Genomic DNA, 24,650 nt, shown 5'->3' with positions numbered 1-24,650 from the left:
GGGGTCGTGCTTCCAGGCGCTGCAACATGTGCAGCCGCGTTTCCGCGCGTGGCGCGCTAGGAAGGCGTGCGAAGCACCAGGCAGCTCTTCGCTCGTTCAGGGACAGCAGGGACACCCGTCCGGAACGGTGTCCCGATGACCATCCGCAGCGATAATCGATCTTCTGTCGGTCCTCAGAAGATGACGACGTGACGGCGGACTACAGTCACCGGCATGCAGCTTTCGCCCATGGACATGGTCGCTGACGTCGATGTGCTCGGCCTGGTAGGTACGCCCTCCGAGACGTTCACGGCCGGTGGCGCCGATGTCACCGTCGGTCCCAGCGGCAGTGTGGTCATTTCTGATGCCGTCGATGATCTCGCGGCCAGCGGGGTGTGGAGCAGCGAGAAGTTCCGGCTCATCGGCCCGGTACCGGAGGCTCTGGCAGAACGGTTCCTGAGGTGGGCTCGGGCGTGGCCTTCCCTGGAGCAGTCGGCCGAGCTCGGGCCGATCCACCTGTTCGTCCGGCTGGAGGAGGGATTTCTCTACCTCGGCACGGTCCGACATGGTCAGAGCGGGTGGAGGACGGGCGAGCAGACGATGGATGACTGTGACCTGCGGATCGAGCCGCCGCTCAGCTTGGACGTGCTCGACCGAGTCCGCCCACCGAGCACGCCCGCCACCCTGCCCGCGCTGGACTGGCTCGACCACGTCGACAATGACCGCGCCACTGCGCTGCGACTGTTGATCGAAGGTTGGTATCCGCTGTCCCACGCCGATGCGGCGCCGGCCACGCCATCGGTCCGTGCCCCTGAGGCCCTGGCCGCGTTCTATCGGCTCGCGCAGGGGCGACCGCAAGTCCTCGGCGTCCAGAACTTCATACGTCCCGCAGAGGAGCTGTCCACCGACGCCCACGGCCTGCTGGAGTTCGGTTACGAGAACCAGGGCTGCTTCCACTGGTCGCTCGACCTCTCCCAGGACGACCCGACCGTGTGGACGATTGAGGAGCCTGAATACCGCTACGCCGAACGTGAACGCTTGAGCGGCTTCCTGCTCCAGTTCTCGCTGTACGAGGCCATGGTGAACGCGCCCTATCACGCCGGGGGCGGCCCGGTGCCGACGCCGATCGCCTCCGAGCTGGTCAGCACGCTGCGCCGGGTGCCGCTCAAGACCTGGATGTGGCCGCTGTACCAGACGTCCTTCTACGTAGCGCCCGGCCTCATCGCCTGCGTCGATGGCGACGACGAGAAAGAGGAGTGCCATGTCTCGTTCGGCGCCGCACACCGCAGCCTGTTACGCCCGCTGGCCAACCAGGGGATCAAGTGGGCGGTCTTCGACGGTTGATCGTTCGGAAGGAGAGTTGCCGTGGCGATGCCTGAGCCGAAGACGTGCCACTGCTGCGGCGAGGAACTGTCGGAGGCCGACCTCGCGTGGGATTACTTGTACCCGGACGATCTGTCTGAGCGGATTGAGTCCGAGCGACCCGATCCGGTGATCGACTATGAGAGCCGTACTGTCATCGTGTCCGACGCGGGTAGCGCCTCAGACTTTCAGCGGTGTCCTGGTCAATCGCGTCGAGCCATGGCCAAACGTTTATGGGGCGGAGGCGACCGCCACTGTGCTGGCAGACAAAGGCCCGAACGGTGCTCTTTACATCAGTGGCACGACTCAGCCGCTGCTCACCGAGGTGCTGGCTCAGGAGTGGCCACATCGGACCTTCCTTGCAGCGCAGGGCCGCTGATCTACGGCCACTCGGCATTCGCGGGCCCTGGCTGGTGCCCGTTTGCTGCCCTCGGCGGGAGGGGGTTCCAGAGCCGTGAAGCGGGGTCTTGGGAGCGTCATAGGAGCGATGGACAAGCAGAGGGCCGCGTCCGGATCGGACGCGGCCCTCTAGCTGGTCGGGGCGACAGGATTTGAACCTGCGACTTCTTGCTCCCAAAGCAAGCGCGCTGCCAAGCTGCGCCACGCCCCGTCTCGCCGATTGCGCATACGCACCGGGACTCCGGTACGCTTACGCCCTGACGACCGGATGAAGTCTAGACCAGAGTTCGACCGGTTCGCGCGGACGTAGCTCAATGGTAGAGCCCTAGTCTTCCAAACTAGCTACGCGGGTTCGATTCCCGTCGTCCGCTCTGCACGGCGAAAGGCCAGGTCATCCCCGTTGGGAACCTGGCCTTTCGTGATCTTGGTTAATTCTTCCGGATCTTTCGTGCCCGAGCTCTTTCCGGGCGCTCAGAGCCCAGTCAGCTTGCGGTCCGGCCCAGTCATCGAGCTCGCGGCCGACGCGTACGGCGAAGCCGATGGCTACGTGCTCTTCGGCGCTCTCACGCGACCTGATGCCTGAGCGAGCGCCCTGCGTGGAGACCCCAGGCATGGAGACCGGCGATCCGGTCGAGTCGGTTCGGGTGCTCAAGGATGCGACCGCGGCCATGTCGCCCTTCGTGAAGGGTCTCTGACGGCGCTCGTAAGCTGATGGCGATGCGTGCGCGACCGATCTCCCGTGATGCCCTCGTCGAGCAATTGGCCGAGCTGATCTCCGGACGCCCTCGCGACGAATGGGTGCGGGTCGCCGTCGACGGGGCGCCGGCCGCGCGCCCGGAGAGGCTCGCTGACGAGCTCGTGGCGCCCCTCAGGCTGCGCGGGCGGCCCGCGCTGCGGGTGTCCGCGGGTGACTTCCTGCGGCCCGCGTCGCTGCGGCTGGAGTACGGCAGGACCGATCCCGACGCCTTCTACGACGACTGGCTCGACGTGAAGGCGCTGCAGCGCGAGGTGCTCGAACCCTTGGACGCGGGCGGCTCAGGGCGGGTGCTGCCGGCGCTGTGGGACAGCCGGATCGATCGGGCGTACCGGGTGCCGTACGAGGAGCTGCCCCGGGGCGGGGTGCTGTTGGTCGACGGGACGCTGCTGCTGGGGCGGGGGCTGGTGTTCGAGGTGCGCGTGCACGTATGGCTGTCGGCGAGCGCGCTCGAGCGCGCGGCCCCCGAGGAGGAGCGTTGGCGGCTGCCCGCGTACGACAGGTACGAGCGGGAGGCGCGGCCCCAGCAGGCGGCGGACGTGGTGGTCAGGGCCGATCACCCGGATCGGCTCGCGGTGCTGGTCAGCGACTGAGCAGGGCGTCGATCTCGGACATGGCCTGGGCGTCGTCCCGGTAGTGGACGGCGTGCATGCCGACCTCGCGGGCCGCAGTCACGCACATGTCCACGTCGACGAAGACGGTCTCCTCCGGCGCCACCCCGAGCCGTTCGCACGTCAGGCGGTAGACGCGCGGGTCCGGCTTGGCCAGGCCCGCCTCGTGCGAGTAGACGATGTGGTCGACGAGGCCGGCGAAGCCGTACGCGGCCTGCTCGCGCTCCCTCGCGCCCACGAAACTGTTGCTCAGGATGCCCGTCCGGTAGCGAGGGCGCAGGGATCCGAGGTAGGCGGCCAGGTCCGCGTTGAGCGTCCCGAGGTATTCGGTCCATAACTCCGCCATGAAGGCGCTCGCGTCCCGCCCCAGGAGCTTGGTCGGCTCGTTGTGGACGCCTTCTTCGGTGATGGCCCCGATCGCGCCCGCAGCCCATGTCGGGCCCATGTGGGCGTCGATGCCGCCGGCGGGCAGACCCAGCGCGGCCTCCCACTTCTCCCGGACTCCCAGACGGTGTGCTGGAACGCGGCGCATCGTCGGCGCAGACTGGGGCGATGATCCCCAGCGACTGGTACAACATCGTTCCCGATCTGCCCGCGCCGCCGCCTCCGCCGTTGCATCCCGGCACGCGGCAGCCCATCGGGCCGGACGACCTGGCGCCGCTCTTCCCGATGGAACTGATCGGGCAGGAGGTGAGCGGCGAGCGGTTCATCCCGATCCCGCAGGAGGTGCTGGACGTCTACCGGCTCTGGCGGCCGACGCCGCTGATCCGGGCGCGCCGGCTGGAGAAGGCCCTCGACACGCCGGCCAGGATCTACTACAAGTACGAGGGCGTCTCGCCCGCCGGCTCGCACAAACCGAACACGGCCGTGCCGCAGGCCTACTACAACGCGCGCGAGGGCGTACGGCTGCTCACCACCGAGACCGGCGCCGGGCAGTGGGGCTCGGCTCTGGCATTCGCCTGTTCTCAGTTCGACATCGAATGCCGGATCTGGATGGTACGTGCCTCCTACGACCAGAAGCCGTACCGCCGCTCGCTCATGCAGGTGTACGGCGCCACCGTGCACGCGAGCCCGTCACCCGTGACGAGCTCGGGCGGGAAGGTGCTGGCCGAGCACCCTGACTCGCCGGGGAGCCTGGGCATCGCGATCAGCGAGGCCGTCGAGGTGGCCGCCGCGACGCCGGAGGCCCGCTACGCGCTCGGCTCGGTGCTCAACCACGTGCTCATGCACCAGACGGTGATCGGTGAGGAGGCGCTGGAACAGCTTCCCGAAATGCCGGACCTGGTCATCGGCTGCACCGGAGGCGGCTCGAACTTCGCCGGCCTGGCCTTCCCCTTCCTGCGCGAGAAGCTGGCCGGGCGGATCGGGACGGTGTTCCGCGCGGTCGAGCCTGCCGCCTGCCCGTCGTTCACCCGCGGCGCCTACGCCTACGACTTCGGCGACACGGCCGGCCTGACGCCACTGCTCAAGATGCACACGCTCGGGCACGCGTTCGTGCCGGACCCGATTCACGCCGGCGGGCTGCGCTATCACGGGATGTCGCCGCTGCTGTCGCACATGTACGAACTGGGCCTGTTCGAAGCGGTCACCCGCTCGCAGAACGAATGCTTCGCGGCCGGCGTCCGTTTCGCCAGAACCGAGGGCATCGTGCCCGCTCCCGAGCCCACGCACGCGCTGGCCGAGACCATCGCCGAGGCGCTGCGCTGCAAGGAGAGCGGCCGTGAAAAGGTCATCTTGACCGCGCTCTGCGGCCACGGGCACTTCGACCTCGGCGCCTACGACCGCTACCTGGCCGGGCAGTTGGAGGACTACACGCTTCCGCAGGACCGCATCGACCAGGCCCTGGCCGAGCTCCCCGGGTGAAAACGGGATGGCCGCCGGATGGAGGCGGCCACCCCGTCACTTCGCCGTGGGGCGCTTGCCGTGGTTAGCCTTCTTCTTCTTGCGTGCCCTGCCCTTGCGTGCGCGCTTGGCCATGAGTTCCCTCCCGATGATCGGTAGGCGTGCCTTCAAGGTCTCTCTCTTACGGCGATCGGGCAAGCGACACGCGCGAACTAACATTCCCCAACATATTCGTGTCATAATTTGGTGGAATCTGTTGGAAGGAGCGGGCGTGCTCGCACAGCAGCGTCAACAGGCGATTCTCGAGCGCGTGCGAAGCAACGGCGGCGTGCGGGTGGCCGACCTCGTACGCGAGCTCGGCGTTTCCGACATGACCATCCGCCGCGACCTGGAGGTGCTGGCCGAGCGCGGGCTGGTGGAGAAGGTGCACGGCGGTGCGACCGCCGTCGGCCCCGGCTCGACCGAGGAGCCCGGCTTCACCGCCAAATCCGCCCGCCAGCAGCAGGAGAAAGAGGCCATCGCGCGGCGCGCGGCCCAGCTCGTGCGGCCCGGCACCGCCGTGGCGCTGTCCGCGGGGACCACGACCTGGGCGCTGGCCCATCACCTGATCGGCGTGCCGGAGCTCACGGTGATCACCAACTCGATCCCCGTCGCCGACGTGTTCCACCGCAACCCGCGCGCCGACCGCACGGTCGTGCTGACCGGTGGCGTACGCACGCCCTCGGACGCACTGGTCGGCCCGGTGGCCGTGGCCGCGATCCGCCGTCTCCACGTCGACACGCTCTTCCTCGGCGTGCACGGGATGAGCGTGCGCGCCGGGTTCACCACGCCCAACCTGCTCGAGTCCGAGACCGACAGGGAATTGGTGGCGGCCGCGCACCGGCTGGTCGTCCCCGCAGACCACACCAAGTGGAACACCGTCGGCATCAGCACCATCGCCGAGCTGAGTGAGGCCGACGTGGTCATCAGCGACCCGGGGTTGCCCGAGGACGCACGCACCGAACTGGCCGAACGCGCCGGAGAATTGATCATCGCGGAGGGCACCCCTTGAAACGCACCATCACCCATCTGGCCGACGGCCGAGAGCTGATCTACTTCGACCTGCGGGACGACGCCGACCGGAGCGCGATCGACCGGCGGGAGCTGGACTCTCGGCCCGTGGCCTCCGAGATGCGTTACGACCCGCTGACGGAGGAGTGGATCGCGATCGCGGGTCACCGGCAGACGCGGACGTTCCAGCCGACCGGGACGGCGGCCGAGTGCCCGCTGTGCCCGTCGTCGGACACGCGGTCGTCGGAGATCCCGGCGTACGACTACGACGTGGTGGTGTTCGAGAACCGCTTCCCCTCTTTTTCTGGAAATTTTGGGACTTATCAGGATGTGGGCGGGCTGAGTGAGGTCCGTCCGGGGGTGGGGAGGTGCGAGGTGGTCTGCTTCACCTCCGAACACTCCTCCTCCTTCTCCCGGCTCTCCGACGCCCAGGTGGAACTGGTCATGGAGGCGTGGGCGGACCGTACGGCCGAGCTGTCCGGGATCGAGGGCGTGGAGCAGGTGTTCTGCTTCGAGAACCGGGGCTCGGAGATCGGCATCACGCTCGCTCACCCGCACGGCCAGATCTACGCCTACCCGTACATCACGCCCCGGACCCGGCTCCAGCTCGGCGCCGCGGCCCGCTACAAGGGTCCGGGCAACCTGTTCGCCGACGTGCTGGCGGCCGAACGCGCCGCCGGGACGCGGGTGGTGGCCGCCAACGAGCTGTGGACGGCGTTCGTGCCGGCCGCCGCACGCTGGCCGTTCGAGGTGCACATCTACCCGCATCGGCAGGTGGCCGACCTGGCGGCGCTGACGGAGGCGGAGCGGGCCGCGTTCGCGCCGCTCTACACCTCGGTGCTGCGGGCGTTCGACGGGCTGTTCGGGGTCGTGATGCCGTACATCTCGGCCTGGCACCAGGCGCCCGTGCGGCAGGACCGCGAGCTGGCGTACCTGCACCTGGAGCTGTTCAGCATCAGGCGCGCGCCCGGGAAGCTGAAGTATCTGGCCGGGTCCGAGTCGGCGATGGGCGCCTTCGTCAACGACGTGCTGCCGGAGGAGGCCGCACGCATGCTTCGATCACAAGTAGATCACTAATGGATTTCTAGTTAAGGTCGCATTACTCGTGATCTACCATTAATATCCCCTTATGCACCATCCGTAACGGCTGGCGCACGCCTAATCCCGGGCGCGGTGCCCGGGAGCCGGGGACCCATGCACTTGGGGTGAATCCACTTCGGTGGTAGGGAAGCAACTCCCATCCCGAACCCGTCAGCTAACCCGGTCGGCAGAGGGAGAGGAAACACCACGTGGCGGCTTCGTCCCCCGTGAGTCTTGCCATCGGTCTGATCGCCGCCGCCGCCGTCGCCTTCCTTCCGGCGACCACGGCGTCGGCGGCCCCCAAACCCACTGAATCCGAGCTCCGCACCCAGCTGAAGCAGCTCAACAGCAAGGTCGACAAGCTCATCGAGAAGTACAACCTCAAGCGGGTCGAACTGGCCAAGGCGCAGGAGGCCGCGAAGGCGGCGAAGGAGCGCCTGGCCACGGCGGAGCAGACGCTGGCGGCGACCGAGCAGCGCGTCGGCGAGATCGCCCGGCTGCGCTACCAGAACGGCGACCCCTCCGTGCCGAGCTTCATGCTCCCGGAGAACGGCGGCAGCGCGGCCGTACTCAACCAGGTGACGGCCGAGCAGCAGGCGCTCGTGAACGGCGTGGCCAAGGCGCGCGACGACAAGAAGAAGGCCGCCGACGAGGCCGTCGCGCTCGCCAACGAGATCCGCGGGGACGCGGCCGAGGTGGACAAGCAGCGCGACGAGGCCGAGGACGTCATCGACGACATCAAGAAGAAGCTCGAGGACCTCGTGCCGTTCGGCACGGGCCGCAAGAGCAACGGCAGCTGGGCCCCCGAACTGCCCTCGGGCGCGGACAACATCACCTCCCGTACGCGTCTCATGCGCGCGCAGGTCCAGAAGAACTTCGCGCTGCCGTACGCGGTGGGCTGCTTCCGCGCGGGCTCCGACGGCGAGCATCCGCTGGGCCGGGCCTGCGACTTCATGATGAGCACCGGCGGCTCGATGCCCACGGCCGCCAACAACGCCCTGGGCGACCGGATCGCGGATTGGGCCATCAAGAACAAGGACAAGATCGGCGTCAAGTACGTGATCTGGAAGCAGCGCATCAACATGGGCTCGGGCTGGCGGGCGATGTCGAACCGCGGCAGCGTCACCGAGAACCACTTCGACCACGTGCACATCTCGATGTACTGAGAATGGGACGAATAGCATCTGGTGAGCTATTCGCACACTTGAAGAAGACGACCCAGCTCGGCATCGACGCCCGTCCCGACCGCAGCAGCGCCCTGCTCGACCACGCTCGCCAGCTTCCGCCGCCCGTCATCGGCAAACTCCTCGGTCTTGCGCCAGGAACCGTCGAGCGGTGGGCGACGATCTCCGGCGGTCGATGGGTCCGCTACGGCGACGCGGCCGGCCGCACACCCGGCCGGATGTGACACGAGAGTCGACGAGGCGCGCTGATCGCGCGGCGGGCGACGCCTTCCAGCGCATGCGCTCCGTCCAACGGGCTCTTGACCTGCTGGGCAAGGTGCGCACTCGAAGACAAGCTCAAGGGTCAGGACTGTTCAGGCATTCGTGGGACGAGCAGACCTCGGTTGAACGCCTCGGTGACGGCGGCGGCGCGGTCCCCCACGCCGAGCTTGGCGTAGATGTTCAGAAGGTGGCTCTTGACCGTGGCCTCGGTGATGAACAGCCGGGCGGCCGCTTCACGGTTGGTGTTCCCGGCCGCCACGAGTTCGAGGACCTCGAGCTCCCGCTGGCTGAGCAGTTGCGGCGCGGGCGTCCTGACCCGGTTCATCAGCCGTGCCGCCACCGAAGGCGACAGCACGCTCTCGCCCTTGGCGGCGGCCCGCGCGCCTCGCAGCAGGTCCTCCCGGGGGGAGTCCTTGAGCAGGTAGCCGGTCGCGCCCGCCTCGATCGCCGGAAGGACGTGGGTGTCGGTGTCGTAGGTCGTCAGAACCAGCACGCGCGCGGTGACGCCGAGCCTGGTCAGCTCGGTGATCGCGGTCAGCCCGTCCATGCCCGGCATACGCAGGTCCATCAGGATCACGTCGGGCCTGAGCTCCTGGGCGAGCCGTACGGCTGCGGCGCCGTCCGCGGCCTCGCCCAGCACCTCGAATCCGGGCGCGGAGGCGAACATGCTGCTCAGCCCATCCCTGACGACGGGATGGTCGTCCGCGATCACCAACCGGATCGGGGTCTCGGCTGCCGGCTCGGCCGCGTGATCGGTCATGCGTGGCTCCCGGCCGGCAGGGTGGGAATGCAGGCCGAGATCCCGGTGCCGGCGCCGGGCTCGGACTCGATCTGCAAAGTGCCGGACAGTCCTTCGACGCGCTGACGCATGATCGTCAGGCCGAATCCGCCGCCGCGGGACGGCGGCCGTGACCCGCCGTTTGTGGCAGTGCCGGCTTCGAGACCTGCCGGATCAAAGCCCTTGCCGTCGTCACGTACGTCCAACGCGACCTCGTGCTCCAGGTAGGACAGGGTCACCCCGACCCTGGTCGCGTGCGCGTGCTTGGCCACGTTGGCCAATGCCTCCTGCGCCGTGCGCAGCAGCGCGAACTCGGCCTCCGGTGTCATCGGCCGCACCGTGCCCGTCGTCGTGACGTGAACGGCGAGCCCGTGCAGCTTCGACCACCGGTCGGCGACGTCGGCAAGTGCGTCGCTCAGGCGCGCGCTCTGCAGCGGCTCGGGCCGGAGCGCGTCGACCGAGCGCCGCGCCTCGGCCAGGCTCTCCCTCGCCAGGTTCTTGACGGCGTCGAAGGGCCGGCGCCACGGCGCCGGGACCTCGTGCATCTGCTCGGCCGCCTGGAGTTGCGCGATGATGCCGGTGAGCCCCTGCGCCAGGGTGTCATGGATCTCGCGGGCCATCCGCTGGCGCTCGTCGAGCACGCCCGCCTCCCTGGCCTGGGCGAGCAGCTGCGCATGCAGGCCGGCGTTTTCGGCGAGCGAGGCCTCCAGCAGCCGGTTCGTCCGGCTCAGCTCTTCGAGGATCTGCTCGCGCCGCTCCTCCTCCTTCTCGGCGAGCCGCAGGACCCAGGCGCAGGCCCACATGATGGCGATGTTGAAGGCGACGATGATCACGTGCATCGTCAGGCCGAGCGCGTCCGTCTTGGGGATGCCGGACGCCTGCGCCGTACCGGCCAGGACCGCCGCGGCGGCCACGCCCAGCAGCCGCCACGGCCAGCGCAGGACTGTGAAGGAGTAGATGTAGGCGGCAGGGGTGAAGAGCCCGAAAACGGGGTGCCGGGCCACCAGGACCGCGGTGATCACGAGCAGCCCCGCGACGAACACTCCCATGATCCGTGGCCGGTCCCACCAGCCGGGACGCAAGGTGAACATGCCGAGCATCCACGCGGCCGCCAGCCCGCACAGGCCGAGGTCGATGAGTAAGGAGCCGCCCGCCCAGTCCTCCACGATCATCAGGATCGCGACGAGGAGCGTCAGCAGCGCGTACGGCACCACGTTGACCAGAAAGAACGGCGGCTGTTGCGAAATCTTCCTGCTCAAGACTTCCCTCTCCCCGCGGGATTCTATTCCCAGCGGAACCAGCGGACCGCGACGAACGCGCACACCACCGCATAGGCCGCCAGGGTCAACAGCGGCACGGCGGACGGAAAGTGACCCAGGTACGCGTCCTGGAACGCCCCCATGCCCGCGCCGAGCGGGGTGTAGTGGGCGATGTTCCGCAGCAGCGGCGGCATCAGCGAGATCGGTATCCAGAGTCCGGCGAAGAACATCATCGGGAAGAACAGCACCGTGCCGATCGCCGTGGCCGGGCCACGCCCGGGCGCGAGCGCGGTGACCAGCAGGCCGATCGCGAGCAGCGCGGCCGCCGCGAGCAGCCAGGCGAGGGCGAAACCGAGAAGGTGCTTCGGCAGATCGACGCCGAAGCCGAACCCGGCCACCGCGAGGAACACGACCATCGCGACGACCGCGATGGCGAAGTTGGCCACGAGCTGGGCGGCGAGCACGCGGGCCGGGCCGACCGGCGTGGTCCGCATGCGCCGCAGCACGCCGTTCTCCCGGTATCCCGCGAGCGTGGTCGGCAGGGAGGCCGTGGCCAGGATGGCCAAATTGAACAGGATCAGGACAGGGACGTAGAGGTCGAAGTACGTCAGGCCGCTGCCGGCGTCCACGGGCTCCCGCAGATCGGAGACGCTGCCGAGGATGATCAACAGGACCAGCGGGAAGCCGATACCCCAGAGGGGTCCGACCTTGTCTCGAACGCACAACGTGCTCTCGACCTTGATGAGCCGCCACGTCGCGGAACCTCGCTCGGCGGTGACGGGGGATGCTGCGGTGCGCAGGGCTGACATGGGTATGAGGTCCTCTCTGTGATTTGTTACCGGGAGCCGGGTTCGATGCGCTTGCCGGTCAGCTGGACGAACGCGTCCTCCAGGCTTGCCTGCTCGACGCGCAGCTGTTCGGCCACGATCTGGTTGCGGGCCAGCGCGGTGGTGACGGCATTGAGCGCGTTGTCGTTGCCGTTGACGATGACCAGCTCGCCCCGGCGGGTGACGCCGGAGACGTCGGGCAGGCTCGTCAGCAGGCGGTCGTCCATCGGCCTGGACGGGCGGAACTGGATCCGCTGCTCGATGCGCGCCCGCTCGGTCAGACCGGTCGGGGTGTCCACCATGACGACGCGGCCGGCGTCGATCAGCGCGAGCCGGTCGCACAGCCGCTCGGCCTCCTCCATGAAGTGGGTGACCAGCACGATCGTCACCCCGCGAGAGCGCACGCCCTCGATCAGGTCCCAGGTGTCGCGCCGGGCCTGCGGGTCGAGACCGGTGGTGAGCTCGTCGAGGATCGCCACCCGAGGGCTGCCGATGAGCGCCAGCGCGATCGAGAGCCGTTGTTTCTGGCCGCCGGACAGCTTCGCGTACCTGGTCCTCGCCTTGTCCGCCAGGCCGAGGCCGTCCAGCAGCGCGCGCCAGTCGGCGGGCTCGGGGTAGAAGGAGCTGTAGAGCTCCAGGGCCTCGGCGACCTGTAGCCGCTCGGGGAGGTGGCCGGCCTGCAACTGGACGCCGAGCCGCCGGGTCAGCTCGGCGCGGTCCCTGAGGGGGTCGAGCCCGAGCACCCTGATCTCACCGCGATCCGGCATGCGGAGGCCCTCGATGCACTCCACGGTCGTCGTCTTGCCGGCGCCGTTCGGGCCGAGGATGCCAAAGATCTCACCCTCCTGGACGGTGAGCGAGACATCATCGACCGCGATCTTGTCGTCATAGCGTTTGTGGAGGTTGCGTACCTCGATCACTGGTGGCATGCGCGCGTCCTTTCGGGTTAGACCCATCGGCGATTCGCGCATTCAGCCTGCTACGACCAGCACTTCTTCCAACACCGACCAGGAGACGGGACCTGGCTGCCGAACGGTGGAGGCGTCGACTCAACCGATCGGTGGATCGCCACCCGGACGGGGACGCTATGGCACCGTCGACGACGTCGCTTCCACCTCGCGCACCTCGCAGGCGACGGCGGCTGACAACATGCCACCTCCGGCACGTTCAGCTGCGCCAGGCCCGCCATGACGGCTGTTCTTCACACACTCTGAAAGACTCTCCGCCAGTAGCGGCAGCCGCGTCGCCACGCTCGGTTCCCGGGCGCGGCGACGGCTTCGATCAGAGACTCTGAGGCTCGGGAGTGGGATGGGCGGCGGTCCAGTCGATGGCGACCTTCTGGGGGTCCTCAGGGGCGATCTTGGCGAGGAGCCGGGTGCCGGGCAGGAGGCTGGCCAGGTGGTGCGGCGGGACCCGGTGGGCGAGGCGCACCTCGTATGGGCCGTGCGGGCCGGCCACGTGGAGGAAGAGGCCCACGATGGGGTCGCCGTTGTCGGCGGTCATGCCGTTCGTCGAGAACGTGCCTGCGACGGTGGCCATGGCGGGCACACCCCGGGCGAGAACGTCGGCGGCCGACACCCGCTGCCCGGCGGACGGGGGGACGTGGCCCGCGGCGTGCTCCCAGTCGACGGTGAGGCGGCCGTGGTCGTCCGGGTCGATGCGGACGGGGAGATGAGCGCCAGGGAGGACGGCGCCGACCAGCAGGCGGGGGATCCGCTCGCGGTGGGCGACGCGGTACGCGGCCGCGCCCTCACGGCGGACCTCCAGGTCGAACATGACCATGGGCAGGTCGTTGACCGTCACGCCCGTGTCGCGCATCGAGAGGATGACGGCGCTCGCCGGCACGCCGTTGACCAGGAGGTCGCGGTTGCCGCCGGCCAGGTCGTCGATCATCCCGAACAGGCCGCCCGACCCGCTCGGCCGCAGGGCGCCATCGGGCATGGCCGCGTTCATCACGCGGTGGAACATGCCGAACGCGAACATGAAGGCCCCGGGGATCGTCAGCCCCATGCCGATGGAGAAGGCTCCGCTCGTCCACCCCGGCATGGGCCACGACATCATCCCGACGACGCCGGCCGTCAGCACGACGGCGCCGATCACTCCCACGATCACCCCTGCCGGGAGCAGCAGCTTTCCCATCCGCATCATCAGCGTGTTCCTTGCTCGTCGGTCCTGTTGTGCCGCCAGGTAACGCCGAAGCGCTTGCGCGGTGACTGCACGCCGATTGCGTACGCCTGCTCCCCGCTTACGGGCCGGTTGACCGCGGTCATCCCCGCAGCGGCCGGGCATGCTGAGAGCCATGCGCCTGTTCGCGGAGGATCCGATCTCCCGCCCGCTCACCTATCCCGGCCGGATCCCGGCGACCTCCGGCGTCCTGCTCGACGACGCCTACATACCGCTGCGGCCCATCCGGAGCCGTCCTCCGGACGAGTGGCGGACCGCGGACCAGCCGCTGAAAGCCTTGCTGGCCCGCCATGGACTCGCCCCGTTGAAGGAGCGCCACCTGGTGATCGCCGTGGGCTCGAACGCCGCGCCCAGCCAGTTACGCAGGAAGTTCCTCGACCATTCGGTACGGCCGGCCGTCCCCATGACGCTCGCCGACGTGCCGGGCATCGCGCCGGGCGTGTCCGCTCACGTGAGCAGGTGGGGGTACGTGCCGGCCGCGCCGATCGAGGTCCCCGGCGAGACCTCCAGGCTCTTCGTCCTCTGGCTGGATGAACGGCAACTCGCCGCCCTCGACCTCACCGAGCCCAACTACCGCCGCCGCCCGCTCGGCCACCCGATCACTCTGGAATCGGCCGTACGTCTCCCGCCGGCCTCGCTCTACACCGGCCGGCTGCCTGGCCGATCGCGCAGGCCGACCGAGGCGACTCAGGCCCCAGCGTGCCCTGATCCAGGACCTCCTGGATGAATCCGCGGAATTACGTCACCTCTGCGGCAACACCCCCGAAGACTTCATCGGCAACGTTCGGGACGAAACGGTCCGCGAGGCCGTCTACCGGCTCCTGCAGAGCGAACACCGGGCCGAAGATATGCTCGGTCCCCGTGATTGACACGCGCATCCCGCCGCCCCTCACCGGTGACGAGTCGACGATCCTCGACAACTGGCTCGAATGGCACCGCGCCACGCTCGCCGTCAAATGCGCCGGCCTGACGGACGTGCAGCTGCGCATGCGCTCCGCGCCGCCCTCGACCATGTCCTTGCTCGGACTGGTCCGGCACATGGCGAACGTCGAGCGCGCGTGGTTCCGCCGTACGCTGAACGGCGAGGAACTGCCCAACCTGTGGGGCAAGGACCGCGACATCGACGCCGACTTCAACGACGTCGACACCGCCTCTGCCGAGGAGGCGTTCGCCACGTGGCAGGACGAGATCGCGCGCGCCCGCGCCATCTCGGCCGCCAAACCGCTGGACGCGGTCGGCATCCGCAAGGGGCAGGACTGCACGCACCGCTGGATCCTCGTCCACATGATCGAGGAGTACGCCCGCCACAACGGCCACGCCGACCTGCTTCGCGAGCGTATCGACGGCGTCACCGGCGAATAACGGTCAGCGCGAGTGCCCCACATGTGGCCATCCCGGCCGTCAAGGATGTGACCACGGAGCCGGCCCACAGCACGCTCCGTGACGGCGGCGCGCCATTGACCGGTCAGCGGCCGTTCCCCTGGACAGGCGTGAGCCGGCGTCGGCGCTTGGCGGGCCACGGCACCGCGTACAAGAAGAGGAGTTATTGCTCGGTGCGGAAGAGCGCCCAGACAGCCTTGCCGCCGCGGGAGAGCGGGTCCCAGCCCCAGCACTGGCTGTAGGTCTCGACGATGTAAAGGCCGCGCCCGTTCTCGGAGATGAAGTCCGGCTCCTTGGGTCGCGGCGCCTCGTCGCTCGGGTCGGACACCGCCAGCAGCACGTGCGGCGCGACCCGCATCAGCAGCAGCTCGATCTCGCGCCGTCCCGCCGCGTACATCGCGTACCTGACCGCGTTCGTCACCAGCTCGGACACCACCAGCGCGGCGTCGTCGCTCAGGTCGTGCAACCCCCACCGCCGCAGCGTCGAGCGGGTCACGTCCCTGGCGGTCTTCACGGAGTCGGCCTGGAACGGCAGGGGGCAGGCGGTCGTGTACGGCTTGCCGCCACCCATGAGCAGATGATCGAAGCCGACCTCACGGGTGATCTGCAGGCAAGAGGCAGTGGCCAGAGGATCCTCCACCATGCCGCCTGTGCCTCCCCGTTCAGCCGTAGTTAGTGCATGTATGGCCCAATATGCACTTAACCCATCATGGGTCACGACCCGCCGCCGCTGCAAGACCCAAATGCACGTGCAAGTGCAGTGTGCAATAGCAAGCGGCGTTTTGGGGCATAGATATCCGAATCGGACACTGAGTTGAGACCTTGTCATAAGCCGCAGTGGGGTGTCACTGTGTGTGCGGACCTTGATAGGAGGCAAAGTGACGCAGAACCAGCCGGGTTCCGGACCGACGGCGCTGCGCATCCTCCTGGGCTCCCAGCTGCGCAAGCTCAGGGAAGCAAAGAACGTCACTCGTGAGGAGGCGGGCCACCTCATCCGGGGCTCGGAATCCAAGATCAGCCGCATGGAGCTGGGCCGAGTGGGGTTCAAAGAACGCGACGTGGCGGACCTGTTGACCCTGTACGGAGTCGTGGATCAGCAGGCCCGTGCCGCCGTGCTCGACCTGGTCGCCACCGCCAACGAGCCGGGCTGGTGGCACCGGTTCAACGATGTCCTGCCCACGTGGTTCCAGGCGTTCGTCGGCCTCGAAGAGGCCGCCGCCAGGATCAGGACCTACGAGGTCCAGTTCGTGCCGGGACTGTTGCAGACCAAGGAGTACGCAAGGGCCGTGGTGACCGCCGGAGCGGCGGGCATCGGGGCCGAGGAGATCGCCAGGCGGGTGGATCTTCGGCTGGAGCGCCAGCGGATGTTCGACAGGCCTGACGGGCCCATCTTCTGGGCGGTGATCGACGAGGCCGCGCTACGGCGGCCCATCGGCGGGGCCGAGGTGATGAGGGCCCAGCTCGAGCACCTCATCGACCTCATGCGCCAGCCGAACATCACGATCCAGATCATGCCGTTCAGCTTCGGAGGACACAGTGCGGAGGGCGGGGCGTTCAGCATCCTGCGCTTCCCCGACCCCGACCTGCCCGACGTCGTGTACGTCGAGCAGCTCGCCAGCGCGCTCTACCTGGACAAGCGTGAGGACGTGGACCGATACACCGAAGTGATGGAGCGCCTGTGCGCCGTCAGCACCACGCCTGACGAGACGGTTGAGATCTTGCAGAGGATCGCTGACGAGTTCTGACGGTGGCGGCGTCGTTGTTGGGTGTGCGTCTGCCCTAGACTGGCTAACGGCGTTGGATCCCGCCGTGGCGGAGCATGCCCAACGCCGCTCATGTGGGCGCGGCGCGTGAGCCGTACCGAATGGACGCGCCCGCGATCACTCGTAGCTTGATCAAGGAGACCATTCCGTGAAGACCGCTGTCGAGGAGCTCAGCCCGACCCGGGTCAAGCTCACTGTCGAGGTGCCGTTCGATGAGCTGCGCCCGAGCATGGATGCGGCTTACAAGAAGGTCGCGCAGCAGGTGCGCGTCCCCGGGTTCCGCCCTGGCAAGGTGCCGGCCCGCATCATCGAGCAGCGCTTCGGCCGGGCGGTAGTGCTGGAGGAGACCCTCAACGACGCGGTGCCCAAGCTGTATGGCCAGGCCGTCGACGAGGTCGACGTGTTCCCGGTCAGTCAGCCCGACATCGAGGTCACGAAGATCGACGACGGTGAGCAGATCGAGTTCACCGCCGAGGTCGACATCCGGCCCAACTTCGAGGTGCCCGACTACGCGGGTCTCGAGGTCACGGTCGACTCCGCCGAGGTCTCCGACGAGGACGTGGACGCGCAGCTCAACTCGCTGCGTCAGCGCTTCGCGACGCTGACCGGCGTCGAGCGGGCCGCCGCCAACGGCGACTTCGTCGTCATGGACCTGCGCGCCGAGATCGACGGCAAGAACATCGAGGAGCAGCAGGCCAGCGAGGTCTCTTACGAGGTCGGCGCCGGCTCCGTGCTGCAGGGCCTCGACGCCGCGCTCGAGGGCATGTCCGCGGGCGAGGAGAAGAGCTTCAAGACCGAGCTCGTCGGCGGCGAGAACGCCGGCGAGGAAGCCGACGTGATCATCACCGTCAAGTCGGTCAAGGAGAAGGTCCTGCCCGAGCTCGACGACGAGTTCGCCCAGCTCGCCAGCGAGTTCGACACGCTCGACGAGCTCAAGGCCAGCATCCGCGAGCAGGCCCGCCGCAACAAGATCATCGACCAGGTCGTGCAGGCCCGCGAGAAGGCCCTCGACGCCCTGCTCGAGCAGATCGACATCCCGCTGCCGGAGAGCGCGCTCAAGGCCGAGGTCGACGCCCGCAAGCACAACCTCGACCACCAGATCGCCGAGAGCGGCCTGAGCCGCGACGCCTTCTTCCGCCTCTACCAGACGACGGAGGAGGAGCGCCAGGCCGAGTTCGAGAAGAACTCCGCCCGCGCCCTCAAGACCGGCTTCGTGCTCGACAAGATCGTCAAGGCCGAGGAGCTGGGCGTCTCCGAGCAGGAGCTGACCAACTTCGTGGTCCGCCGCGCCATGGAGATGGGCGTCCAGCCCAACGAGCTGGCCAAGCACCTGGCCGACAACGACCAGCTGACGCTGGCCATGGTCGAGATCGTCCGCGACAAGGCCAAGTCCGTGGTCGGTGACGCCGCCAAGGTCGTCGACACCGACGGCAACGAGGTCGACCTCAAGGCGATCTACACCGAGATCAACGGTGAAGAGGTCGTCGTCGAGGAGGCCCCCGAGGACGCCGCCGAGGACAAGCCCGAGGCGTAAGCTCCCGCATTCCCGCATTCCCGCATCACGCCGCCCCTGGATCCGTACGGGTCCGGGGGCGGCGCCGTTCGCCGGTGTTCTGGCCGGGCCGGAGACATCCGATCCCACCGGGCATCGGCCGGACGGCGGCGCAGCACCGGCCGGACGGCGGCACCGCATCGGCCGGACGGCGGCACGGCATCGGCGGTTTCGTCGCGGGCAGGAGCGACGTGCCGGGCGCTGGGCACGTTCGGGAGGCCCTCAGGAGGCTTGTGGCGGTCTCGGTGGGCGTGCCGCGGTTCGGATGCGATGTGGCGGTCGCTTCGCGGCTGGCTGCCTTTCAAGGGCGCTGGGGGCGACACGTCCTACGCCGGGGCGAAAGCCGCGTCATGTGGCATGCGGGGCAACCGGCGGGCCTGCTGCGTATGAGATGGGCTTTCCGCCGTACCTGCGCCGTCAGCGAACAGCACGGGGGAGCGGGCATGACCTATAGGCAGCGCGCGTTAAGGTCACAAGCAAAGCCAATCGATTACGACGCATCGGAAGGTGACGCTGTGACCAGCCCGCCGACCTTCTATCAGCCTGAGTCTCGAGGCCGTGAGAACGGCTCCGCCTTCCGGCTTGAAGACCAGCTCTACCAGCGCCTGCTCCGCGAGCGCATCATCGTGCTCGGTCAAGAGGTCAACGACGAGATCGCCAACCGGATCTGCGCCGAGCTGCTGCTGCTCGCGGCCGACGACCCCGATCGCGACATCACGCTCTACATCAACTCACCGGGGGGTTCGGTGAGTGCCGGCATGGCCATTTACGACATGATGGAATACGTGCCGAATGACGTTTCCACGGTGGTGATGGGCATGGCCGCCTCCATGGGGCAGTTCCTGCTCACCGCCGGTGCCAGGGGCAAGCGCTTCGGCCTGCCGCACGCCCGTGTCATGATGCACCAGCCGTCGGGCGGCATCGGAGGCACCGCCGCCGACATCGCCATCCAGGCCGAGCAGATGCTCTACGTGAAGAAGACGCTGGCAGAGCGGATCGCGTTCCACACGGGGCAGCCGCTGGACCAGATCGAGGCCGATTCCGACCGCGACCGCTGGTTCACGGCCGAGGAGGCCGTGGACTATGGCTTCATCGACCACGTCGTCCGGAGCGCGCGGCAGGTGCCCTCACAGGGCCCGGTCTCCTAGGGGGAGCTGACATGAACATCGAAAGCCGCTACGTTCTCCCCTCCTTCGTCGAGCGCACGTCATACGGCGTGAAGGAGATGAACCCGTACAACAAGCTCTTCGAGGACCGCATCATCTTCCTCGGAGTGCAGATCGACGACGCGTCGGCCAACGACGTGATGGCCCAGCTGCTGACGCTGGAGTCGCTCGATCCCGACCGTGACATCAGCATGTACATCAACTCGCCCGGCGGCTCCTTCACGGCCATGACGGCGATTTATGACACCATGCAGTTCGTCCGGCCGGAGATCCAGACCGTCTGCCTCGGCCAGGCCGCGTCCGCCGCGGCCGTGCTGCTGGCCGGCGGCACCCCGGGCAAGCGGTTCGCGCTGCCCAACGCCCGGGTGCTGATCCACCAGCCGTCCACCGAGGGTGGCGGCCAGGGAAGCGACATCGAGATTCAGGCCCGCGAGATCCTTCGCATGCGGACCCTCCTCGAGGACATCGTGGCCCGGCACACGGGCAGGTCCTCCGCCGAGGTCCGCAAGGACATCGAACGCGACAAAATTCTCAACGCGGACGAGGCGAAGGCGTATGGTCTGATCGATGACATCATCCCGTCCAGGAAGAAACGCGCTCAGGCCGTAGCTTCCTAGACGAGACGTGACGCACCGGGGCGCTGCCCAATAGGGCACGTTCCGGTGCGACTCGCCGCTAGGGGGCTCACTGAGGGCCCAGAAGACGGTAACGTCGAAACCTGAGCGGTTCGACCTAGTCCGGAGAATGTCCGGAGACACTGCTCGCGAGCAGGGCGGTCCCACGCAAAGGAGTATCTGGGGTGGCACGCATCGGCGACGGGGGAGACCTGCTGAAGTGCTCGTTCTGTGGAAAGAGCCAGAAGCAAGTCAAGAAGCTCATTGCCGGTCCAGGCGTCTACATCTGCGATGAGTGCATCGATCTCTGCAACGAGATCATCGAGGAGGAGCTCTCGGAGTCCTCCGAGCTCAAGTGGGACAACCTGCCTAAGCCGAGGGAGATCTACGAGTTCCTCGACGCCTATGTCATCGGTCAGGACAAGGCGAAGAAGGCGCTCTCGGTGGCGGTCTACAACCACTACAAGCGGGTGCAGTCCGGCGACCGGGGCAGAGACGACGGCCTCGAACTGGCCAAGAGCAACATCCTGCTGCTCGGCCCGACGGGCTCGGGTAAGACGCTGCTGGCGCAGACCCTGGCGAAGATGCTCAACGTGCCCTTCGCCATCGCCGACGCCACCGCGCTCACCGAGGCGGGATACGTCGGCGAGGACGTGGAGAACATCCTCCTCAAGCTGATCCAGGCGGCCGACTACGACGTCAAGAAGGCCGAGACCGGCATCATCTACATCGACGAGGTCGACAAGATCGCCCGCAAGAGCGAAAACCCGTCGATCACGCGCGACGTCTCCGGTGAGGGCGTCCAGCAGGCGCTGCTGAAGATACTGGAGGGCACCACGGCCTCGGTGCCTCCGCAGGGCGGCCGCAAGCATCCGCACCAGGAGTTCATCCAGATCGACACGACCAACGTGCTGTTCATCTGTGGTGGTGCGTTCGCCGGCCTGGAAAAGATCATCGAGTCGCGCATCGGCAAGAAGGGCATCGGCTTCAACGCCATCATCCGGTCGAAGGAAGAGGTCGACACGGCCGACATCTTCGGCGACGTGATGCCGGAGGACCTGCTGAAGTTCGGCATGATCCCCGAGTTCGTCGGCCGCCTGCCGGTCATCACCTCGGTGCACAACCTCGACCGCGAGGCGCTCATCCAGATCCTCACCGAGCCGCGCAACGCCCTGGTCAAGCAATACCGCAAGCTGCTCGAGCTCGACGGCGTGGAGCTGGAGTTCACCGACGGCGCCCTGGAGGCCATCGCCGACCAGGCCATCCTGCGCGGCACCGGTGCCCGCGGGCTGCGCGCCATCCTGGAGGAGGTGCTCCAGTCCGTCATGTACGAAGTGCCCTCCAGGCAGGACGTCGCCCGGGTGGTCATCACCCGTGAGTCGGTGCTCGAGCACGCGATCCCGACGCTCGTCCCGCGCGACCAGCTCGCTGCCAAGCAGCAGCGCACTCCGCGCGAAAAGTCCGCCTGAGCCGTCTTTCCGGCACACCGAGCGCCCCGTGGCAGCAAGCCACGCGGGCGCTTTCGGCGTCATGGGGACCTGACGGTCCGCGGCGTGCAGGCGCTCCGGCGTCAGGGGCTGTGGGCCACGGCTTCGGGGGCATGGGGGTTTCCGCTTGCTCGCCTCCCTAGAATTGGTCACTGTGACAACGCCAGAGCTGCCTACTCAGTACACACCGGCCGACGTCGAGACCCGTAGCTACGAGCGCTGGGTATCCGAAGGCTACTTCCGCGCCGACCCGGGCAGCTCGCGCGAGCCGTACAGCATCGTCCTGCCCCCGCCCAACGTGACGGGCGTCCTGCACATCGGGCACGCGCTCGACCACTCCATCCAGGACGCGCTGACGCGCCGCGCCCGCATGCTCGGCCGCGAGACGCTCTGGCTGCCCGGAATGGACCACGCCGGCATCGCGACGCAGAACGTCGTCGAGCGCGAGCTGGCCAAGCAGGGCCTGTCCCGGCACGACCTGGGGCGCGAGGCGTTCGTCGAGCGGGTCTGGCAGTGGAAGGAGGAGTCCGGCGGCCGGATCCTCGGCCAGATGCGCAAACTGGGCGACGGCGTCGACTGGTCGCGCGAGCGGTTCACGATGGACCCAGGTCTGTCGCGAGCCGTGCAGACGATCTTCAAGAAGCTGTTCGACGACGGCCTGATCTACCGTGCCGAGCGGATCATCAACTGGTGCCCGCGCTGCCTGACCGCGCTGTCCGACATCGAGGTCGAGCACAGCGAGGACGAGGGCGAGCTGGTCTCGATCCGCTACTCAGACGAGATCGTGGTGGCCACCACGCGCGCCGAGACCATGCTCGGCGACACCGCAGTGGCCGTCCACCCATCCGATGAGCGATACGCCCACCTCATCGGCACGATGGTGGAGCTGCCGCTCACCGGCCGCATGATCCCCGTGGTCGCCGACGAGCACGTTGACCCGGCCTTCGGCACCGGCGCGGTCAAGGTGACCCCCGCCCACGATCCCAACGACTTCGAGATCGGACGGCGGCATTCCCTGCCGTCCCTGACCGTCATGGACGAGCGCGGCGTGATCACTGCGCACGGTCCATACCAGGGGCTCGACCGCTTCGAGGCCCGGCCCGCCGTCGTGGCCGCGCTGCGCGCCGAGGGCAGGATCGTCGCCGAGAAGCGCCCTTACCTGCATTCGGTCGGCCACTGCTCGCGGTGTAAGACCGTGGTCGAGCCACGGCTGTCGCTGCAGTGGTTCGTCAACGTCGCGCCGCTGGCCAAAGCCGCCGGCGACGCCGTGAGAGACGGGCGCACCCGCATCCACCCGCCGGAGATGGCCAAGCGCTACTTCGACTGGGTCGACGACATGCACGACTGGTGCATCTCCCGCCAGCTGTGGTGGGGCCACCGCATCCCGGTCTGGTACGGCCCGGGCGGCGAGGTCGTGTGCGTGGGCCCGGACGAGGATCCGCCCGCCGGCTACACGCAGGACTCGGACGTCCTGGACACGTGGTTCTCCTCGGGGCTGTGGCCGTTCTCGACGCTGGGCTGGCCGGACGCGACGCCGGAGCTGGAGCGCTTCTACCCGACGTCCGTGCTCGTCACCGGATACGACATCCTGTTCTTCTGGGTGGCCCGGATGATGATGTTCGGGCTCTACACGATGGACGGCCAGCCGCCGTTCCGCGTCGTGGCGCTGCACGGCATGGTCCGCGACCAGTACGGCAAAAAGATGTCCAAGTCGTTCGGCAACGTGGTCGACCCGCTCGACTGGGTGGAGCGCTTCGGCGCCGACGCCACCCGCTTCACCCTGCTGCGCGGCGCCAACCCCGGCGCCGACGTCGCGGTGAGCGAGGAGTGGGCGGGAGGCTCGCGTAACTTCTGCAACAAGATCTGGAACGCCACCAGGTTCGCCATGATGAACGGCGCCGCCGTGGGCTCGCTCGACGGCGTGCAGCTCACCGCGGCTGACCGGTGGATCCTGTCGCGCCTGCAGACGGTCGTCACGGCCGCCGACGCCGCGTTCGAGGAGTTCGAGTTCGCCAAGGCGGCCGACCTGCTCTACCACTTCGCGTGGGACGAGGTCTGCGACTGGTACCTGGAGCTGGCCAAGATCCAGCTCGGCGAGGGTCTGGAACACACCCGGCTGGTGCTCGGCCACGTCTTCGACGCGCTGCTGCGGCTGCTGCATCCGCTGGTGCCGTTCGTCACCGAGGAGCTGTGGCGGGCCGTCACCGGTGGCGAGTCGATCGTCGTGGCGCCCTGGCCGGTGGCCGACGCCGGTTACACGGACGCGGCCGCCGAGGCCGAGATCGGTGCGCTGCAGGAGCTGGTGACGGAGGTCCGCAGGTTCCGTTCGGATCAGGGGCTCAAGCCGGGTCAGAAGGTGGCGGCCCGTCTAGGGCTCACCGGGACGCCGCTGGCGGGCCAGGAGAGCGCCATCCGCGCGCTGCTGCGCCTGACGGAGCCGGCGGAGACGTTCAACGCCACGGCGCGGCTCACGGTGGGCGAGGTGGCCGTGGAGATCGACACCGCGGGCGCGATCGACGTCGCGGCCGAGCGCAAGCGGCTGGAGAAGGACCTCGCGGCCGCGCGCAAGGAGGCCGCCCAGGTGGCGGGCAAGCTCGGCAACGAGCAGTTCATGGCCAAGGCCCCGGATGACGTGGTGGCCAAGGTCAGAAGCCGGGCTGAGCAGGCCGCCGCCGACATCGCGCGGTTGGAGACGCAGCTCGCCGGGCTCGGTGTTTGAACCGTGCGGACGCGGGGAAGGTCCTTTCGTTACCGAAGATGGACCTTCCACGGCGTTGAGGGTGCTAGAGTTTTCAACGCAGGGCCGGTGAGTCCTGACATCCCTGTGATCAAACTTAGGCTTTCGGGCTGCCTCCGACCACGGTGTTGGACAAAGGCTGAAAGTTCGGGTAAGTTAGCAGGGTTGCCTCCGAGAGGGGCAAGTCCGAAAGCTCCCGGATCGGGCGGTTTGACAAGGATCGTCCGGATCTGGTAGTCTAAAAGAAACGAAGTGTGGAGCCACCGCCACTAGGACCTCAGAAGAGATTCTGGTGGGGTTGTACGCGTCCGTTTCTTGAGAACTCAACAGTGTGTTAAAAGCCAGTGCATGTTTTTACATGTATGAACCCCGTCATTATTG

At 68.0% G+C, this 24,650-nt stretch carries 23 protein-coding genes, 2 tRNA genes and 1 riboswitch; of the genes, 16 read left to right on the top strand and 9 right to left on the bottom strand.

Annotation, left to right across the window (positions count from 1 at the left end; genetic code table 11):
• The first annotated feature begins 213 nt into the window (after positions 1–213).
• On the top strand, positions 214–1,323 hold the full coding sequence (locus ACTMTI_RS45090) for a hypothetical protein (protein WP_441126994.1): 1,110 nt from the start codon (positions 214–216) through the stop codon (positions 1,321–1,323).
• A gap of 551 nt (positions 1,324–1,874) precedes the next feature.
• Here ACTMTI_RS45090 and ACTMTI_RS45085 read toward each other — a convergent pair.
• Positions 1,875–1,951: transfer RNA gene (locus tag ACTMTI_RS45085), tRNA-Pro, on the bottom strand.
• 89 nt (positions 1,952–2,040) lie between these two features.
• Here ACTMTI_RS45085 and ACTMTI_RS45080 point away from each other — a divergent pair.
• Together ACTMTI_RS45080 and ACTMTI_RS45075 are read left to right on the top strand one after the other, a co-directional pair.
• Positions 2,041–2,111, top strand: a tRNA-Gly gene (locus ACTMTI_RS45080).
• A 346-nt stretch (positions 2,112–2,457) separates the two neighbouring features.
• Complete coding sequence (locus ACTMTI_RS45075) at positions 2,458–3,087, top strand: uridine kinase (protein ID WP_441126993.1); 630 nt, start codon at positions 2,458–2,460, stop codon at positions 3,085–3,087.
• Here the strand turns inward: ACTMTI_RS45075 and ACTMTI_RS45070 are convergent.
• Positions 3,077–3,637, bottom strand: a complete 561-nt coding sequence (locus ACTMTI_RS45070; RefSeq protein WP_441126992.1) for an HAD-IA family hydrolase — start codon at positions 3,635–3,637, stop codon at positions 3,077–3,079. The genes ACTMTI_RS45075 and ACTMTI_RS45070 overlap by 11 nt on opposite strands.
• 20 nt (positions 3,638–3,657) lie before the next feature.
• Here ACTMTI_RS45070 and ACTMTI_RS45065 point away from each other — a divergent pair, with 20 nt between their 5' ends.
• Complete coding sequence (locus ACTMTI_RS45065; protein ID WP_441126991.1) at positions 3,658–4,968, top strand: TrpB-like pyridoxal phosphate-dependent enzyme; 1,311 nt, start codon at positions 3,658–3,660, stop codon at positions 4,966–4,968.
• Positions 4,969–5,004: 36 nt separating this feature from the next.
• On the opposite strand, the gene ACTMTI_RS45060 is transcribed toward ACTMTI_RS45065, so the two are convergent.
• The gene (locus tag ACTMTI_RS45060; protein WP_441127100.1) at positions 5,005–5,082 is read right to left on the bottom strand and encodes a 50S ribosomal protein bL37; all 78 of its coding nucleotides are present in this window, start codon (positions 5,080–5,082) and stop codon (positions 5,005–5,007) included.
• Positions 5,083–5,218: 136 nt separating this feature from the next.
• On the opposite strand from ACTMTI_RS45060, the gene ACTMTI_RS45055 reads away from it, so the two are divergent.
• The 4 genes from ACTMTI_RS45055 (at position 5,219) to ACTMTI_RS45040 (ending at position 8,485) form a co-directional block, all read left to right on the top strand.
• Positions 5,219–5,998, top strand: a complete 780-nt coding sequence (locus ACTMTI_RS45055) for a DeoR/GlpR family DNA-binding transcription regulator (RefSeq protein ID WP_441126990.1) — start codon at positions 5,219–5,221, stop codon at positions 5,996–5,998.
• Positions 5,995–7,074 carry a galactose-1-phosphate uridylyltransferase gene (gene galT, locus ACTMTI_RS45050; RefSeq protein WP_441126989.1) on the top strand — a complete coding sequence of 360 codons (1,080 nt, stop codon included), beginning with the start codon at positions 5,995–5,997 and terminating at the stop codon, positions 7,072–7,074. Before ACTMTI_RS45055 ends, galT begins: the two co-directional genes overlap by 4 nt.
• A 68-nt stretch (positions 7,075–7,142) precedes the next feature.
• A riboswitch (cyclic di-AMP (ydaO/yuaA leader) is annotated at positions 7,143–7,281 on the top strand.
• A 5-nt stretch (positions 7,282–7,286) separates the two neighbouring features.
• On the top strand, positions 7,287–8,243 hold the full coding sequence (locus ACTMTI_RS45045; RefSeq protein ID WP_441126988.1) for a coiled-coil domain-containing protein: 957 nt from the start codon (positions 7,287–7,289) through the stop codon (positions 8,241–8,243).
• Positions 8,244–8,281: 38 nt separating this feature from the next.
• Positions 8,282–8,485, top strand: a complete 204-nt coding sequence (locus tag ACTMTI_RS45040; protein ID WP_441126987.1) for a hypothetical protein — start codon at positions 8,282–8,284, stop codon at positions 8,483–8,485.
• 119 nt (positions 8,486–8,604) lie between these two features.
• On the opposite strand, the gene ACTMTI_RS45035 is transcribed toward ACTMTI_RS45040, so the two are convergent.
• The 5 genes from ACTMTI_RS45035 to ACTMTI_RS45015 all read right to left on the bottom strand — a co-directional run bounded on the left by ACTMTI_RS45035 (position 8,605) and on the right by ACTMTI_RS45015 (position 13,534).
• On the bottom strand, positions 8,605–9,282 hold the full coding sequence (locus ACTMTI_RS45035) for a response regulator (RefSeq protein WP_441126986.1): 678 nt from the start codon (positions 9,280–9,282) through the stop codon (positions 8,605–8,607).
• Positions 9,279–10,559, bottom strand: coding sequence for a sensor histidine kinase (locus ACTMTI_RS45030; RefSeq protein WP_441126985.1), 1,281 nt, complete (start codon positions 10,557–10,559; stop codon positions 9,279–9,281). The genes ACTMTI_RS45035 and ACTMTI_RS45030 overlap by 4 nt, the downstream gene beginning before the upstream one ends.
• Before the next feature lie 23 nt (positions 10,560–10,582).
• Positions 10,583–11,368 (bottom strand): ABC transporter permease, encoded by a 786-nt coding sequence (locus ACTMTI_RS45025; RefSeq protein WP_441126984.1) that lies wholly within the window; start codon positions 11,366–11,368, stop codon positions 10,583–10,585.
• A gap of 26 nt (positions 11,369–11,394) precedes the next feature.
• Positions 11,395–12,315, bottom strand: a complete 921-nt coding sequence (locus ACTMTI_RS45020; protein WP_441126983.1) for an ABC transporter ATP-binding protein — start codon at positions 12,313–12,315, stop codon at positions 11,395–11,397.
• 352 nt (positions 12,316–12,667) lie between these two features.
• Positions 12,668–13,534, bottom strand: a complete 867-nt coding sequence (locus tag ACTMTI_RS45015) for a hypothetical protein (RefSeq protein WP_441126982.1) — start codon at positions 13,532–13,534, stop codon at positions 12,668–12,670.
• Positions 13,535–13,685: 151 nt separating this feature from the next.
• On the opposite strand from ACTMTI_RS45015, the gene ACTMTI_RS45010 reads away from it, so the two are divergent.
• Both ACTMTI_RS45010 and ACTMTI_RS45005 read left to right on the top strand, forming a co-directional pair.
• On the top strand, positions 13,686–14,297 hold the full coding sequence (locus ACTMTI_RS45010) for a hypothetical protein (protein WP_441126981.1): 612 nt from the start codon (positions 13,686–13,688) through the stop codon (positions 14,295–14,297).
• Between the two features lie 134 nt (positions 14,298–14,431).
• Positions 14,432–14,932, top strand: a complete 501-nt coding sequence (locus ACTMTI_RS45005; RefSeq protein ID WP_441126980.1) for a DinB family protein — start codon at positions 14,432–14,434, stop codon at positions 14,930–14,932.
• Between the two features lie 181 nt (positions 14,933–15,113).
• Here the strand turns inward: ACTMTI_RS45005 and ACTMTI_RS45000 are convergent, their stop codons facing one another.
• Positions 15,114–15,593 carry an ATP-binding protein gene (locus ACTMTI_RS45000; protein WP_441126979.1) on the bottom strand — a complete coding sequence of 160 codons (480 nt, stop codon included), beginning with the start codon at positions 15,591–15,593 and terminating at the stop codon, positions 15,114–15,116.
• A 235-nt stretch (positions 15,594–15,828) separates the two neighbouring features.
• Here ACTMTI_RS45000 and ACTMTI_RS44995 point away from each other — a divergent pair, with 235 nt between their 5' ends.
• From ACTMTI_RS44995 to ACTMTI_RS44970, 6 genes are all read left to right on the top strand, one after another.
• The gene (locus tag ACTMTI_RS44995; RefSeq protein ID WP_441126978.1) at positions 15,829–16,695 is read left to right on the top strand and encodes a helix-turn-helix domain-containing protein; all 867 of its coding nucleotides are present in this window, start codon (positions 15,829–15,831) and stop codon (positions 16,693–16,695) included.
• Positions 16,696–16,861: 166 nt separating this feature from the next.
• A complete protein-coding gene (gene tig, locus ACTMTI_RS44990; RefSeq protein WP_441126977.1) occupies positions 16,862–18,247 on the top strand; it encodes a trigger factor in 1,386 nt (461 codons plus the stop codon).
• 533 nt (positions 18,248–18,780) lie between these two features.
• Positions 18,781–19,413 carry a ClpP family protease gene (locus ACTMTI_RS44985; RefSeq protein ID WP_195897071.1) on the top strand — a complete coding sequence of 211 codons (633 nt, stop codon included), beginning with the start codon at positions 18,781–18,783 and terminating at the stop codon, positions 19,411–19,413.
• Between the two features lie 11 nt (positions 19,414–19,424).
• On the top strand, positions 19,425–20,048 hold the full coding sequence (locus ACTMTI_RS44980; RefSeq protein WP_441126976.1) for an ATP-dependent Clp protease proteolytic subunit: 624 nt from the start codon (positions 19,425–19,427) through the stop codon (positions 20,046–20,048).
• A 182-nt stretch (positions 20,049–20,230) separates the two neighbouring features.
• A complete protein-coding gene (clpX, locus tag ACTMTI_RS44975; protein WP_185067261.1) occupies positions 20,231–21,514 on the top strand; it encodes an ATP-dependent Clp protease ATP-binding subunit ClpX in 1,284 nt (427 codons plus the stop codon).
• A gap of 163 nt (positions 21,515–21,677) precedes the next feature.
• Positions 21,678–24,251 carry a valine--tRNA ligase gene (locus tag ACTMTI_RS44970; protein ID WP_441126975.1) on the top strand — a complete coding sequence of 858 codons (2,574 nt, stop codon included), beginning with the start codon at positions 21,678–21,680 and terminating at the stop codon, positions 24,249–24,251.
• The last annotated feature ends 399 nt before the right edge of the window (positions 24,252–24,650 follow it).

Origin of the sequence: Nonomuraea sp. H19, from assembly GCF_052068215.1 — a bacterium.
Lineage (GTDB): Bacteria > Actinomycetota > Actinomycetes > Streptosporangiales > Streptosporangiaceae > Nonomuraea.
Note: the sequence above shows the minus strand (reverse complement) of the source record. Positions and strands in the feature narration are given on the sequence as shown.